Source organism: Priestia endophytica (assembly GCF_026790145.1).
In the GTDB taxonomy this organism is placed as follows: Bacteria; Bacillota; Bacilli; order Bacillales; family Bacillaceae_H; genus Bacillus_I; species Bacillus_I endophytica_A.
The window spans coordinates 275,530-291,380 of sequence record NZ_JALAMS010000011.1; the positions used below are offsets into that span (position 1 = coordinate 275,530).

Below are 15,851 nucleotides of genomic sequence, written 5' to 3' on the forward strand. Positions count from 1 at the left end.
TTATTCACCCCCCTTTTGGATTTTCTTAAATGACCTAAATCCATTTAACATAGCGATGATTCCAGATAGTTTAAAGCCAATATGTTTGACTTTCTTAAAATAAAAACCAGCTCCTAAAAACACACATAATAACACATTAAAATTCCTTGCTAAGAATGCTCCTTTAACTTCCAGGACCTTATCATTGATTCTGTGACCATTCTTCTTATGGTAGACAACAGGTAATGGGATGTAGTCAACCTTATGTCCTCCACGAATGAGGTCAATTAAAAGGTTTATTTCCTCTCCCCCTGGATAACGGGCACCCAATCCAAAGGACTCATCAAAATTGATATCTTCCTTACTCACATTTCTCAGATTGATAAAAATTTCAATAGATGATACTTTAAATGCTTTAAAAAGGCTCGTATGTTTTAGAAGAGCACTAGTTGGATAGTTCTTGTAATGTTGTTTCCCATCAAAATCATAAATTTGGAAGGTGCAAATTTGTGATTTATGTAAGTGCGATTGTATGTCTTTCAATATATTATCTGGGTACCAGCAATCATCATCAGAAAATGTCAAAAAATCCCCAGAAGCATGTTTTAACGCCTTATTTCTAGCATAGGATAATCCTTTTCTCCCCATTTTCAATAACTTGATATTAAGCAGGGATGAATAATCATTAATCACCCCTTCCAACAGATCGAAATTATCCTGTGCCGCTATAATTACTTCGAGTTTAATTTCCTGCTTTGTCAAACTATTTAGCAAGCGTTTTAACTCAAATGTTCGTTCCCCTAGTGTAGGGACTATAATGCTAAACAATTGTATCGCGCTCCCATAGATTAATTTATTTTGTTGATATACATTACTTTGACTTGTCTAATTGCTTTGATTTTTTAAATTGAATTATATAGCATCTCATTTCTTTACTCGTTAAAATAAACAATGCAATTAATAACAGGCAATTCAAAGATGTGCCCACATAGAAATTTAGATGGCCCCAAAGCCTTGTTCCTAATAGTAATATTAATAAATACAACAAAATATTAACTAGCAAGGCCTTTTTAATGATCCACATCCTATCTTTGTTAACTATGATAAAACTAATAAACATTGTAGTTTCAACTAGTACTGCGGCATAGGCCGCACCCACATTACCAAACTCCAAACTTAGAAAATAGTAGTACAATATACCAGATAGTACAGAAATACCTAACACCATACTTCTAAGTTGTTGTTTTCCTTTTGTTGTGAGACCGTCCCCTAATGGGAAATTAATAGATTGTAAGACCACAACTATAGATAGTATCTGGAGTAACGGTGATGCCGGCAACCATTGCTCGCCAAATAAAGTTTTAATTATCCATTCCGGGTAGAAAAACAATGGTAATGAGGCTAACATTCCCATGAGACTCATAATCTTCACTTGTTTTATATTCGTTTCACGGTGGGCAATGTAATTATTGGAGCTATGATGTTTAAATAAAACTGGGTAAAATGCCCCCGCAACAACTCCGGGTATTTGATAAAGAGCCGTTGGGATTCTATATGAAACCGAATAAAAACCAACTTCTTTTAATGATAGAACCTTTTCAATTGTCAGCATCCCAATATGTGGTATTAACATAATTAATAAACCACTTATAATAAATGATGGGAGACCCCTAAACGAGCTTTTTTCTAATTTACACTTGAGATCAAGTTCAATATTTTTAAACAAAAGATATAAACCATATACACCGGCTACAACATAAGACAATCCATAAAATAATGAGATTAAGTCTACGCCCCAGTCTACCCACATACCAAACAAAACTACAATTGTACAAATAGTTGCTGAGAGGATTCTAATTTTGGAAATAAAATTCATTTCCTCTTTTAATTGGAAATAAGTTACAGATATACTCTGCATTGTTAATCCAATTACCGTAGGGAACACTAGTAGAAATAATACTTTAATTAGCTTGGTAGAGTCGTAAAAAGAAACGAATATTAGAGCAGAAATAACTAATGTTAGAAGTAGTAAATATATTCGAATTTTTATATATGCGGACATTATTGATGAAATATTTGCATTCTCAATAGATGCCTCACGCATTACTATATTCTGCACACCCATATCAGTGAAATAACCAGCGATAAGAGCATAGGCTACGCAAAGGCTAAACATTCCATATTCTTCTGCACCAATATGTCCTGCCAGTAAAATTATCGTTATTGCATTAGCGACTCGGGTAAAGGCAGTGCTGAAGAATAGATGTAGGATATTTTTAAAGATATTTTTTTCTAGTAAAATCGCAAACCACCACTTTTCAAAACTCTAAGTAAAATTAGGTTAGATTCACCTTGCTCCATCACCTGTGAAAACTACTAATATTGTTTTTAGAAAGATTTTTAGATCAATTTTTAGAGACAAATTATTAATATAAAATAAGTCATGTTCTAGCTTTTGCTTAGGGGTGATATCGTATCCACCATTCACTTGAGCCCAACCAGTCAGGCCCGGTTTTACAGCTAATCTATTTATAAAGCCAGGGATTTCATTTTCAAATTGTTCTGTAAAAAAAGGTCTTTCAGGCCTAGGTCCTATTATACTCATATCTCCCTTTAACACATTAATTAGTTGAGGAAGTTCATCAATTCTCGTTTTTCTAATAAATTCCCCTATTTTAGTAACCCTAGGGTCATCCTTTGAGGCCCATTGTGCCCCTTTTGCCTCAGCATTTGTGTGCATTGACCTGAGCTTTATAACATAAAATTTCGATCCTCTTATACCTACCCTTTCTTGAGTGTAAAAAGCAGGTCCTTTAGATTCTAGTTTTATAAGTAAACAAAATAAGACCAAAACCGGAAAAGTAATTACAATACCTATTAATGCTAGAATAAAGTCAAAAAAGCTTTTGAATATTAAATATCGGTGAACACTAGGAACATTTATATTGCTAATGTTAGGCTTACCTAGCGAACCTTTTTCGAATTCCTTCACACCCATATAAATTTACATCCTTTCATATTAACTGTTATTAATTCCTAGTTTTATAAAGAAAGATTAGTAATTATTAGTTCTTAGATGTGGGGAGTCCGTTATGTAATTCACATGCAATTTTCTTGTTTTCTAAAGATCTTTTTCTAAGATTAATAGACTGCAAGAATATCTCTTCTAAGTCTTTTAATTGAGATAGATGGGCATCCTGCCTAATGTAACGCAGGGCTTTTTTTACAGACTTTGGGTAGTTGTTAAAGCTTGTCACCTTTCTTTTCACCCCCCCTCCAAATAACTGTTATTTATTAACGTAAAAAATTAATAAGCTCTATATAAGTAGGTTGTTTCGATATTCAAGCTTTAAACATTAAAACGGTTAGGTTTAGTTCATTTAACCCCTATAACCAAACACCCTAAACCACGACAAAAGATGCATAATGAATCCAAAAAAAAAATAGATATATTGAATGGTATTCTTTATTATTTTCGGTATATTCTTAAAATTACTCACTAGTTTCCTCTACAAAGTCCCATAAATGTAAGGACTATGTCTAAAAATTAGTGAATGGTTGTTAAATAACAGGGAAGCACATTAAAAAATCCCTAAAAATTTTTTACGTTTAATTTGGCTTGGTTCTTGCCTATAAATAGCTTGGTTCTGTATAAGAAAATCGGCATTCTCCTGAAAATAAAAAACTGCCTGACTTCCAAACATTTTATCTAATTCAGTGATTGATTCCTTAATACGAAAACTTCTTGTTGAAGTATTATGTGCATCAGAAGCAATAAAATGGGCTAAACTCGCCTCAATTAACTGTATCGAAAACTTCTGAATTTTCTTTCCGAAGTGTCCTGTCAAACTACTAGTCGTAACCTGGGTAAGCGTCCCCTTCTTAACGAGATTAAGTAGCTTCCCAGGATCCTCCATGAATCCAGCATTTCTCTCCGGGTGTACAATAATCGGCGTCAACCCTTTTAGCTGTAGATCAAACAAAAGTTGTTCTGTATACCTTGGAACATATCCAGAAGGTAACTCAATAAATAAGTAGTTAGTGTAATTGAGAGTTAGAATGTCTCCCTTCTCGAAATCCTCTAACAACTCTCCATAAATTCGCGTCTCCTGACCTGGCAAAACTTCTAAGGGAATATTCTCATGCCGGAGCACATGATTAAGATCCGTTACGCTCTTTAAAATATCTTGTTTTTTATTAAGAAATGTTCCGTTCTGATGATGCGGAGTAGCAATTATCTTCGTAATCCCTTCGTCTACAGCTACCCTCGCCATATTAATCGCATCCTCCATCGTCAATGCACCATCGTCAATGCCAGGTAAAATGTGACTATGAATATCAATCAAACTACTCACCTCCATTAAACCTTTTACTAAATTTCCCCATTATCCTCTAAGACTTCTAATGGGAAATCGTCATTAAAAAACCAAATAAAGGAGGGATTGGACAAAATATAACTACTCTCCCCCATAGTAATAATATTGATTCTTCTGTACTTTTTTATTATTCAATATGACACCAAGAATTTTCGCTCTCGCACTCTCAAGTAGTTCCTTTGTTTTCTTTGCGGAATCTATCTGTGTTTTCCCACTACTAACAACCAGAACCACTCCGTCAGTTAAATTTGACAATACTTGAGCATCTGTTACAGCTAACACGGGCGGTGAATCGAGAATGATAATATCATATTCATTCTTGGCCTTCTCTAATAAAGCATTCATCCCTCTTGAACCGAGAAGTTCTGAAGGATTTGGTGGGATCGGCCCACTTGTTAAAACCCATAGATTTTCTTGTTTAGTTGTCTTCACCGTTTTCTCAAGTGTTGCCTGTCTAGTTAGAATGTTAGATAAACCAACATGGTTCTCCGTATGGAATGTATAGTGGACGGTTGGTTTACGTAAATCAGAGTCGATTACCAAAACGCGCTTTCCTTGCTGAGCAAATACAACAGCAAGATTAGCAGTTATTGTTGATTTCCCTTCAGCTGGATTGGGAGATGTAACAACTATTGTCCGTAAATCCGTATCAGGACTTGAAAATTCGATATTTGTACGAACTGTTCGAAATTGCTCAGCTATTGGTGATTTTGAATTTGTTAAAGAGATTAAATTCTTATTTTGTTTTTGGAAAATCTTATCTTTATCTTTACGAGCCAATTGACTCACCTCTTGTTTCGTTAATCTCTATTTTGCTTCCCTTTTTCTTTGTGTTTCCCTCAATATTAATAATAGCTATTGTACCCAAAACAGGGAGACCAAGCTGATCTTCGATGTCTTTTTCCTTTTTAATTGTGTTATCTAAATAATCAAGTAAGAACGCTAAGCCTATTCCAACCATTAATCCCACTACTAAAGCAATGGCCATATTTAATATAGGATTAGGTTTAACTGGTGAAGGATTATCGCTTATTTCAGCCTTTGTTAAAATGCTAACATTATCAACGTTCATAATCGTTTTAATTTCACTTTGAAATGTTGTTGCAATCGCATTTGCAATATTTGCTGCCTTTTGTGGATCTTCATGTTGCACCGTAACATTCACGACTTGTGAGTCTTGTTCACTTGAAACAGAAATTAATTCGTTTAGTGCTCCGGAAGTCATTTCTAAATTCTCTTTTTTAATGACTTCGTCTAAGATCGCTGGGCTCTTAATAATGACATTGTATGTATTAATTAATTGAAGGTTGGTTTGTACTTCATTAGGACTATAAATTTGCTGTTCACTTTTTGATTGATTCACAAGAATTTGTGTTGAAGACTGATATATCGGTGTTAGAAAAAAATAACTAACTACTCCACTTGCTGCGGTTAAAATAACTGTGATAATACTAATGAGTAAGAGATGTTTCTTTAATGTTTGAAACAGCTCTCTCAAGTTGATTGATTCTTCCATGATGTCCCCCAAAGTTTATAATTTATCAATTTAGTACAGTTAAACTGCCAAATAAGTATTTTACTTATACTATAGTAACTACATTTCATTACAAAAAAGATGTCATTTTAGTTATCCCTCACTTAAAAAATTGATTTTGAAATTTCAATCTCATTTTTTAAATTGAATCATAAGGGATTAAATTATGTAGATTTTCACCTTTTCTCTCCTTTATAAGGAAGAAACTCATCTTTTTCAATATCTTCAAATATTTCACCATAAATGCGGGTTTCTTGTCCTGGTAAGATGGTTAGAGGAACCTCTTCTGTTGAAGCGAATCGTTTAGTTTCTTTACTTTTAAAAGTATGTCTTCTTTGCGATTATGATATCTTCCATTTTTGTGATGTGGAGTTGCGATGATTTTCATGATGCCTTCACGAACGGCTTCTCGGGCCATTTCGAGCGCTTCCGCTTCATTTTCTGCTCCATCGTCAACGCCGTATAAAATGTGACAATGAATATCTAACAATAAGTTCACTCCTCTGGCGTTTTTTAACATAAAAAAGGTATATTTATACTGTTGTTTCCAACTTTAATCATTATAGCATTACAAATTCCCCAGAGAAAGAGATAATTTTTGTTGAAAATTAATCAATTTCCCTAGGGTCCTTCTTTTTATCTATTCTCTTTTTAAACATCATTTATCTTTTTTCTACTTTTTATAGTTATTTTTAACTATTATAGATAGCGCTTTCTTTATTAATATATCTAAGTTTCGAGGCTTTTTTTGTTACTAAAAATAACTAGTGCATAATATGTCGAAAAATGTTTATATCTTTTATATCGGCTCCCTTCCCTGTCTTTTAACAAGACTTTAAAACTATTTTATTTTGTTTCACTTTTTTTAATTACAAAATTAAAACAGTACTTTTTTTCTTAGAAAGGAGGTAAAAGCATAAAAAAAGGAAGACTCTCCCCGAAGTCTTCCGCCACACCTTCTACTTTTATACACTACTTTACACTTACTTCATCCCTACTATGCTACACTCATTATAGACAACCTTTTTAATGTGAAAAGTATCCAGAATCGTTCTCTCGTTCTGTGAAAAAGTTCAAACATGTTTGTGCTCGCTCGAACTGCTGCCGAAGCACGATGTATGAATTTGGAACGGAAATGTAGACGCCGCTTTTTAACTGAATTGCTGGATGATTTGTTCCTTCATAATTGTTAATAATTTTAGCAATATGTAAAACCGAGAACCAGGAACAGTCCATAAATCGTTCAGGAGCTCCTGTTGGCATTAAGCATATTCTTCGGTGCGGACAAACAAGGATTGGTGTTTTGCGTTGATATCCTAACAACTTTGTTGCGGCGATTCTTCTTCCCGCATACGTGGATCCTGCAAAAAGACAAGCATCTTCAATAATCTTCTTCGGCGTATCATGACATTTGTATGCTTCACCTCCTTCATATACGATAGACTGATACGACGAATTTGCGTAAGGCAGTATCGCTTGGGTATTTTGATTCACAAAACTATCGATCTTGTTAAAAACCATTGTTTAATCCCCCTTTTAATTAACAATTCAAGGAAATTATATCTAATAAATTGGTAATTTAAAAGTTAAGTTTTCACGGAGTATTTTTACACTACTTTAACGAGAATCTGTTGCAGTTTACGTGTTCCTTACGATCTTCATTTCCCCTTAAGATATTGCTCCTTCTGCTAGAAAAAGCATGAGAGCCAAAATAAGTCCGCCTCCATTTAGCACCGCCCCGCTCACTACAGACGGCCACTTTTGCGAAAGCACAGCAAACACAAGCCCAAGCACCGAAAGCGCTCCAAACATCCCCACAACAAGACCTATATTTACACCTGGACCTCGCAGTAAAAGAAACAATAAGATATTAAAAAGGGCAACAGAGATTGAAGCGACTCCAAGCTTATTCATTTTTTCCCCTCCTTTCTTTGTTTGCTTTACCTTTCTTTTCCCTTCACAGAAAGTTAACAATCATCTTTCGGAAATTCCATTTTAAGAATTAGGAAAAAGGAATTAGGACTATGCTATAAAAAAAGAAGCCTTTACTCCTTTAAGAGCAAAAGCTTCCTTTTTATTAAGGAAGAGAAATACGAAGTTCGGTCTCAGCGTCAAAGAAATGAGCTTTGTTCATATCTAGAGCTAATTTAATTGATTGTCCATGTTTCACTTCTGTCCGAGCATCAACACGCGCTACAAACCTTTGCTCATCGATGTGTGAATAGACCATTGTTTCCGCTCCCATTAATTCCGCTACTTCTACTGTGCTATTAATCACTGTATCTTGAGAAGATTCGATAAAAAGGGGCTCGTCATGGAAATCTTCTGGACGCACGCCTAAAATCATTTCCTTTCCAACATACCCTTTTTCACGCAATGTTTTCATCTTTCCTTCAGTTACGCCTATACGGGTTGTACCAATCTCGAAGACTCCTTCTTTTAGCGTTCCGTTAAAAAAGTTCATCGTAGGAGAACCGATAAATCCTCCAACAAAAACATTAGCGGGATTCTCATACACTTCTTTTGGTGCCCCAACTTGCTGGATAATGCCATCTTTCATTACAACAAGGCGAGTTGCCATTGTCATTGCTTCTGTTTGGTCATGCGTTACATAAATTGTTGTTGTTTGTAAACGTTGATGCAGTTTGGCAATTTCCGAACGCATTTGAACACGGAGCTTGGCATCTAAGTTTGATAGTGGCTCATCCATCAAGAATACTTTAGCATCTCGAACAATTGCACGTCCTAGCGCAACCCGTTGCCGCTGTCCTCCTGATAGTGCCTTTGGTTTGCGGTCTAAGTATTCTTCTAATCCAAGAATCCGAGCCGCTTCCTTTACACGACGATCAATCTCTGTTTTGGAGAACTTACGAAGTTTTAACCCAAATGCCATATTACCATAAACACTCATATGCGGATATAAGGCATAGTTTTGGAAAACCATCGCAATATCACGGTCTTTTGGAGCTACGTCATTGACACGCTTCCCATCAATATAAAAATCACCTTTTGAAATCTCTTCAAGACCCGCAATCATGCGAAGCGTTGTTGATTTTCCACATCCAGATGGCCCAACAAAGACAATAAATTCTTTATCGCCGATCTCAAGGTTAAAGTCTTCTACTGCTGTAATGTTTTTATCGTACATTTTATAAATATGATTCAAACTTAACTTAGCCATATTTTCTCCTTCCTAAATCAAGATCGTTCCTTTTACTTTATCGCTCCTCGTGTTACACCGTTGATGATCCATTTTTGCGCAACTAAATAGACAATCAACATCGGCAAGAGCGCTAATAAATAGGAAGCAAAAGCTAAATTGTAATTTGTGCTGAATTCAGACTGAAAGATATATTGAGCTAGAGGCAGTGTTGCATCGCTTGGATCTGATAATATGACGAGCGGCAACATAAAATCGTTCCACGCAGCTAAACAAGTTAAAATTGCGACTGTTGCATTCATTGGCGCTAATAAGGGAAATACAACTTTCCAAAAGACGCCCCATGAACTTGCCCCATCGATAATTGCTGCTTCTTCTAGAGCGATCGGGATTGACTTGATATACCCAACATACAAGAAAACGTTGAATGAAAGCTGATAAACAATATAAAGAAAAATTAAGCCAACTAAGTTGTCCATATTCCAAAGCGCCGTTTGTCTTACAATCGGGAGCATAATGATTGGAAAGGGAACAAACATCGCGCTAATAAAGTAATAAAAAAGCGCTTTAAAATACTTTTTATGCATGTTCCGGGCAATTGCGTAGGAAACAAGTGAGTTTGTTAGCACCGTAAAAACGACAACGAAAAAGGTAACAAGAAAACTGTTTTTAAAGGCTTGAAAAAAGTTCGTTGCTTCTATAGCATCGGTAAAATTTTGAAATCGCCATTCTTGCGGCAGAGATAGTAATGGATTAAACATCTCCCCTGGTGACTTTAGAGCAATATTAATCGTTAAATACAGCGGTAGAAAGATAGCAAATGTTCCAATAATAAGAAGTATCGTAACAAACACATTTTTCTTTTTCTTAATCACTACAAGTCAACCTCCCTTTTCTGAAGGACACGTAGTTGGAAAATAGATATCGCAACAATAATAATAAAGTAAATCACCGCATTCGCGGATTGGTAGGCAAATTCGCCTCCTCCAAATCCCCCTCGATAAATAAGCAGAGAGATCGATTCCGTTGATTGCCCAGGCCCTCCTCCTGTTAACGCAACAATATGATCAAACACCATTAGGAATCCTTTCATGGAAAGAACCATATTGATTGTAAAGAAAGGAGCGATTAATGGAAATGTGATGCTAAAAAACCTTCTCCACGGCCCTGTCCCATCAATTGCCGCTGCTTCATAAATATCGCCTGGTACCGTTTGTAAGCCAGCTAGATATAAGATGGTATTAAAAGCGGTTGCTTGCCAAACCGCCATAAGGACAATGCCAAGCCATGCTGTAGTTGGATTTCCTAAAATGCTTTGTGATAGAGATTCGATTCCTGTAAATGTGGCAATCTGAGGCAAAAATTGTGTAAAGATGAACTTAAAAATAAAGCCGACAATAAGAATGCTTAAAATATTAGGAATAAAGTAGATCGCTCTAAGTGTTTTTTGAAAGTAAACATTTGCGTTAAGACCTAGGGCAATAATTAGACTTAAGATATTCACTAAAATGGTCCCAACAATGGCAAATTGAAAAGTGAAGCCGTAGGCGTGTAGGGCACGAAAGTCTTGGAAGACGTTGAAGTAATTTTTCAAACCAACAAACTCCCACTCCCCATATCCTCTCCAATTCGTAAAACTATAAAAGATGCCTTGAAGTGCTGGATACGTATGAAATACGAAAAACAGCAGCAAGGCTGGTATTGTCATAAAGTAAAAAATACGGCCTCGATGGAGCATAACTCTCCCTCCCCCTTATCGTCTACGTTCAATTTTGTCCCATTCATTGTCCATTTTCTTCAAAAAGGCTGTGACATTTTTGCGGTAATAAAACTCCTGAATTAAATTCTCAGCACCCATTCCGACTGGATAATAGTGATCTGGGAAGCTCGTAATTTTTCCCTTTTCAAAGTTTTCTCTAAATCCCGCTAGCTTAGGGTCGCTAGGATATAGTCCTTCGAGTACTGAAAAAGCAAATTGTTCTTCCATGTATTGTTCTGATTGCGCTTCTTCTGTCATAAATTCAAGGAACATTCGGGCTTCCTTCGGGTGCTTTGAATCTTTTAAGGTTGAAAGAAGAACATCAACACCCGAAACAAGTTCGTTTTCTTCCGGATTGTTACTTACAGGAAGAGGGAATACGCCTAGATTTGATTCTGGATTTACTTTAAGTAACTCAGGAATCGCCCAGTTTCCTTGCAGATAAAAGAGACCTTCACCATTTGCAAAAGCATTATTTCCCTCATTGTACGCCATTCCGTACATATGCTTATGACCGTAGTTTAATAGTTGCTTCGTCTTCTGGGCTGTTTCTTCGTAATCGCTTTCAAAACTTGCTTCTCCGTTAGCCTTTTTCTCTGCAAATAAGTCAGGCTGCAAGTTCCCGCCAACGGCATTCCACGGGATTAACCCTGTCCACGCATCTTTTAACGTAAAGTAAATCGGAATTTCACCTTCAGCTTTCGCTTTTTCTAACAAAGCGATAAATTCATCCCATGTTTCGGGTACTTCCCCATTTAATTCTTTCATTTTATCCTTGTTATAAATAACAGCATTTGCATTTGCAGCATATGGAATTCCGTGAATCCCTTTTGTTTCTGACCCTTCCAACTCTTCTAGCATGTCAATGTAAGCTGGCTGAACTCCATTTAGTAAGGAACTATTTTCATAGTTTGTCAGAATACCAGCTTGAGCTAATTCACTATAAAGAGCATTCCCCCCTAGAGAGACAATGTCTGGCAGATCATTTTTAACAAGACGCGTTCTCAAAACAGTCTCAGCCTCTGGTGGAGCATAAAGAGAGACATCAATATTCGGATGTTCCTTTTCAAATTTCTCAATCATCCCTTCATACGTACCGATGCTTTCTGATTTGTTTGAAAAGAATTCTAAGTGTACAACATCGTCTTCCTTTGCCCCACTGCTGCCGCACCCTGTTAAGAGCAGGGTGCAGGCCAATGTGGACATTCCTACTAAAAGTCGCTTCATCCGTTGTTCCTCCTTTCATCAAACGATAAAAGCTACGTCCACCACAATTCAGAAGGGGTTTCTTCAATTAAAACGCTCTTTAAGTTCGTAACAGCCCGCTGGAATCCTTCTTCAACAGACATAATTGGATCTTCATGTTCAATGCTCACAACATAGTCATATCCATACGTACGTAAGGCACTCATCATATCTGACCACTCTTTCACATCATGCCCACACCCAACAGATCTGAATGTCCAAGCACGCGTTTGAACTTCACCATATGGCTGCATGTCTGTTAATCCATACATATTAATGTTGTCTTGATCCAGATAAGTGTCTTTAGCATGAAAATGGTGAATCGCGTTTTCTTTAGCTAAAATTTTAATTGCACCTACAGGGTCAATTCCTTGCCACCAAAGATGACTCGGATCTAAGTTGGCTCCAATCGCTTCGTTCGTTTCCTCACGTAACTTTAACAGGGTATATGGCGTATGAACTAAAAATCCGCCGTGAAGCTCTAAGCCAATTTTCACTCCATGTTCTTCAGCATATGCGCCAACTTCTTTCCAATATGGAATTAGCTTGTTTTCCCATTGCCACTTTAAGACATCTCCATATTCATTTGGCCACGGTGTAACAGGCCAGTTCGGATATTTTGCATCTTCATGATCGCCCGCTGTTCCCGAAAAGCAGTTAACAACCGGAACATCTAGTAATGATGCTAGTTTAATTGTTTTACGAAGCGTCTCGTCGGACTCTTTCGCAAAATCTTCCTCTGGTGAAATCGGATTACCGTGACAGCTGAACGCACTGATGATCAGATTACGCTCTCTTACTTTCTGGAGATAGTCCTTTCTTTTCTCTTCATCTTGGAGCAGTTTGTCTAATGGACAATGATGATTTCCCGGATAATTTCCTGTTCCAATCTCAACCGCATGAAGTCCCGCTTCTTTTACTTTATCAAGCATCTCTTCGAATGAGAGATGCGCAAACAGTACTGTAAATACACCAAGCTTCATGTTATCTTCCCTCCACTGTACTTTTTTGATAGATTTCATCAATGATGGCTGAGACTTGTAGAGCTTCTTCTGGCTTCACGACGAGCTCCGCCTCTCCCCCGCATGTCTCAATAAAATTTTTAGCCTGACTCAAGCTGTAATCGTCTTCTCCTTCGATCCAAGGAGAAGTGCTGTTTAGTAACATCCCATTTTTAGAGGTGTAGAGTTCAAATGGAAACACGTTCAGCCCTCCGTCAACTCCTGAGATGCTGACATGTTCTTCATCACTTTTAATATTGGCGGCCCATGATGCTTCTAAAAGTAAGGAAGCGCCGTTCTCAAACTTAAGATATGCTGTCACATGACCATCAACATCAAATGTGTTATGATCAAACGTTCCCCACTCGTTTAGTCCGTTTGGTGTTTTACTAAGCTCATTGTATACGCTTCCATTAACGGCGATATGTTTTGGATTTCCCATAAGCCAAAGAGCTAAGTCAAGTAGATGGCAGCCATAATCTATTAAACTTCCTCCGCCTTGTAACTCCTTGTTCGTAAACACGCCCCACCCTGGAACTTTGCGACGACGCATTGCTCTCACGCGTGCTACAAGCGGAGTTCCTACTTCTGGCATCATCCGCTTCGCTGCCTGCGCTTCTTTCATAAAGCGGTAATGATAAGCAATAGCAAGCTTCTTCCCGGAATTTTCCCCTGCTTCGATCATGTCTTCACACTCTTTTTTGGAAAGAGCCATTGGCTTTTCACAAAACACATGAACACCGCTATTTAATGCTTCAATCGCATATTGGGCATGAAATTTATTTGGTGTACAAATACAAACAGCATCAACTTCTTTTAATAAATCTCTATAATCGATAAAAACATGGGGAATATGATGCTCGTTTGCTACTTCCGTAGCTTTTTCACTGTTAATATCAGTTAGTCCCCAAATGGTACATTTATCACCTAGCGCTTTAAATGCCGGAATATGCCTGTTAACCGCAATTCCTCCTGCACCAATTATGCCTATTTTCAAATCCCTCACCTCTTATATCTCTGTGATTGTCTTTGTTCGACTTGATTTTAGAGCAGCGAGAACAACAGAAAGTGACTTTAATCCTTCTTCTCCTGGAATAGGTGATGATTCGTCTTTTACAATACACTGAATAAAGGCATCAATAACACCAGTACTACGTTGGCCGCCTTCCTCGTTTGTCTGGATTTTTCCTAACTGATAATTGACAACTTCACCACTAGCATATTGAACAATTAAAGAGTATGTTGGATCTTCTTCTAGACGTAGAATGGCTTTTTCACCGTAAATAATTGTTGAATTGTCTTCTTTCCCCATGTAAGCCCAGCTTGCAGCGAGCGTACCAATAATGCCGCTCTTTGTTTTTAATACACATACCGCATTGTCATCTGTATCTCCATAGTCTTTTGCATTATCTTCAACAAATGCTCCAACTTCTGCGAATTCTTCACCTAAAAGATAACGAAGCAAATCTGTTTTGTGAACGCCAAGATCCCCCATCGCACCAATGATTGCTTCCTCTTTTTTAAAGAACCAGCTTTCTTTTCCCTCGACGCTCCATTGAGCTGGTCCACCGTGGCCAAATGTTGTTCGGAAGCTATAAACGCGACCAATTTCACCGTTTTTAATAAGCTCGCGCGCTTTTTGATGTGAAGAAACAAAGCGTTGATTATGACCAATCATCAGTTTCTTACCGCTCCGCTTCTCTGCTTCGATCATTTCTTCTGCTTCTTCTGCAGAAGTTGCCATCGGTTTTTCGCATAGAACATGAAGACCTTGATTTAAAGCATATATTGAGATTTCCGCGTGTAAGTAGTTTGGTGTACAAACGCTTACAGCATCAACAGTGCCGCTTTCAACAAGCTCTTTGTAATTCGTATATGGTTTTGCTCCATATTCTTCCGCAACTCTATGAACACGTTCTTCATTTTTATCACATAGGGCTACAATTTCTACGTTTTTATTCATTTTATATTCAGGTAAATGACGATGTTGAGCAATGCTTCCACATCCAATAACGCCTACTCTTACTTTCTCCATGATTTTAGTCCCCTTTCCTATTCCTTATTTTTTGATTGCAATACGTTCAAGCGGTTTCGCGTTCCCGTATACGGGTCTTTTTCTGTCAACTGGCTTTGCCCACCCCACAGCATTTTTGATTACACGCTGAATTTCTTTATTGTAGTAAGTTGGGTATGTTTCGTGTCCTGGTCTAAAGTAAAACACTTTTCCATTCCCGCGTTTATATGTACATCCGCTTCTAAATACTTCGCCACCTTCAAACCAGCTTGTGAAAATAAGCTCATCTGGCGCTGGAATATCGAAATGTTCTCCGTACATTTCTTCACGCTCGAGCTCAATAAATTCACCGATTCCTTCTGCAATTGGATGGCTAGGCTCTACTACCCATAAGCGCTCTTTATCATCCTCTTCACGCCATTTTAAGTCGCAGCTTGTGCCCATTAATGTTTTGAAGATTTTAGAGAAATGACCTGAATGGAGAACAATGAGTCCCATTCCATCTAGTACACGCTCTTTTACTTTTTCAACGATTTCATCCTTTACTTCGTCATGCGCTAAATGACCCCACCATACTAAAACATCTGTCTCCTGTAAGACTTCCTCTGTGAGACCATGTTCCTCTTGATCTAATGTCGCTGTTCTAGTAGGGAATCCCTCTTCTTCTAAAAACGCTGCAATTGTGCCATGAATTCCTTGGGGATAGATTTCCTTTACAACCGGATTTTTCTGTTCATGACGATTTTCATTCCATACTGTAACTCTTAGCATTACGACAACCCC

General features: G+C 37.3%; 17 protein-coding genes. All 17 read right to left on the reverse strand.

Going from position 1 to position 15,851, the window contains the following annotated elements:
* Entirely contained in the window at positions 1-807 is an 807-nt protein-coding gene (locus MOC86_RS09885) for a glycosyltransferase (RefSeq protein WP_268584022.1), read from the reverse strand.
* Positions 808-850: 43 nt separating this feature from the next.
* The gene (locus MOC86_RS09890; RefSeq protein ID WP_326847719.1) at positions 851-2,281 is read right to left on the reverse strand and encodes a flippase; all 1,431 of its coding nucleotides are present in this window, start codon (positions 2,279-2,281) and stop codon (positions 851-853) included.
* 45 nt (positions 2,282-2,326) lie between these two features.
* Positions 2,327-2,977: a sugar transferase gene (locus tag MOC86_RS09895; RefSeq protein WP_268584023.1), complete on the reverse strand. Its 651-nt coding sequence runs from the start codon at positions 2,975-2,977 to the stop codon at positions 2,327-2,329.
* Between the two features lie 583 nt (positions 2,978-3,560).
* Positions 3,561-4,325: a tyrosine-protein phosphatase gene (locus MOC86_RS09900; protein WP_268584024.1), complete on the reverse strand. Its 765-nt coding sequence runs from the start codon at positions 4,323-4,325 to the stop codon at positions 3,561-3,563.
* Positions 4,326-4,436: 111 nt separating this feature from the next.
* The gene (locus MOC86_RS09905) at positions 4,437-5,135 is read right to left on the reverse strand and encodes a CpsD/CapB family tyrosine-protein kinase (protein WP_268584025.1); all 699 of its coding nucleotides are present in this window, start codon (positions 5,133-5,135) and stop codon (positions 4,437-4,439) included.
* Complete coding sequence (locus MOC86_RS09910) at positions 5,125-5,871, reverse strand: YveK family protein (RefSeq protein WP_268584026.1); 747 nt, start codon at positions 5,869-5,871, stop codon at positions 5,125-5,127. The genes MOC86_RS09905 and MOC86_RS09910 overlap by 11 nt, the downstream gene beginning before the upstream one ends.
* Positions 5,872-6,160: 289 nt before the next feature.
* Positions 6,161-6,379, reverse strand: a complete 219-nt coding sequence (locus MOC86_RS09915) for a CpsB/CapC family capsule biosynthesis tyrosine phosphatase (RefSeq protein WP_419146622.1) — start codon at positions 6,377-6,379, stop codon at positions 6,161-6,163.
* 536 nt (positions 6,380-6,915) lie between these two features.
* Complete coding sequence (locus MOC86_RS09920; protein WP_268584027.1) at positions 6,916-7,410, reverse strand: competence protein ComK; 495 nt, start codon at positions 7,408-7,410, stop codon at positions 6,916-6,918.
* Positions 7,411-7,557: 147 nt separating this feature from the next.
* The gene (locus MOC86_RS09925; RefSeq protein ID WP_268584028.1) at positions 7,558-7,803 is read right to left on the reverse strand and encodes a hypothetical protein; all 246 of its coding nucleotides are present in this window, start codon (positions 7,801-7,803) and stop codon (positions 7,558-7,560) included.
* 163 nt (positions 7,804-7,966) lie between these two features.
* Complete coding sequence (locus MOC86_RS09930; protein WP_268584029.1) at positions 7,967-9,070, reverse strand: ABC transporter ATP-binding protein; 1,104 nt, start codon at positions 9,068-9,070, stop codon at positions 7,967-7,969.
* A gap of 32 nt (positions 9,071-9,102) precedes the next feature.
* The gene (locus MOC86_RS09935) at positions 9,103-9,921 is read right to left on the reverse strand and encodes a carbohydrate ABC transporter permease (RefSeq protein ID WP_268584101.1); all 819 of its coding nucleotides are present in this window, start codon (positions 9,919-9,921) and stop codon (positions 9,103-9,105) included.
* Positions 9,922-9,923: 2 nt separating this feature from the next.
* Positions 9,924-10,787 (reverse strand): carbohydrate ABC transporter permease, encoded by an 864-nt coding sequence (locus MOC86_RS09940; protein ID WP_268584030.1) that lies wholly within the window; start codon positions 10,785-10,787, stop codon positions 9,924-9,926.
* 15 nt (positions 10,788-10,802) lie between these two features.
* Positions 10,803-12,035 (reverse strand): ABC transporter substrate-binding protein, encoded by a 1,233-nt coding sequence (locus MOC86_RS09945; RefSeq protein WP_268584031.1) that lies wholly within the window; start codon positions 12,033-12,035, stop codon positions 10,803-10,805.
* Positions 12,036-12,067: 32 nt separating this feature from the next.
* The gene (locus tag MOC86_RS09950) at positions 12,068-13,036 is read right to left on the reverse strand and encodes a sugar phosphate isomerase/epimerase family protein (RefSeq protein ID WP_268584032.1); all 969 of its coding nucleotides are present in this window, start codon (positions 13,034-13,036) and stop codon (positions 12,068-12,070) included.
* A gap of 1 nt (position 13,037) precedes the next feature.
* A complete protein-coding gene (locus tag MOC86_RS09955; protein WP_268584033.1) occupies positions 13,038-14,051 on the reverse strand; it encodes a Gfo/Idh/MocA family protein in 1,014 nt (337 codons plus the stop codon).
* A 12-nt stretch (positions 14,052-14,063) separates the two neighbouring features.
* Positions 14,064-15,089: a Gfo/Idh/MocA family protein gene (locus tag MOC86_RS09960; RefSeq protein ID WP_268584034.1), complete on the reverse strand. Its 1,026-nt coding sequence runs from the start codon at positions 15,087-15,089 to the stop codon at positions 14,064-14,066.
* A 24-nt stretch (positions 15,090-15,113) separates the two neighbouring features.
* Positions 15,114-15,839 (reverse strand): ThuA domain-containing protein, encoded by a 726-nt coding sequence (locus MOC86_RS09965; RefSeq protein ID WP_268584035.1) that lies wholly within the window; start codon positions 15,837-15,839, stop codon positions 15,114-15,116.
* Positions 15,840-15,851: the final 12 nt, after the last annotated feature.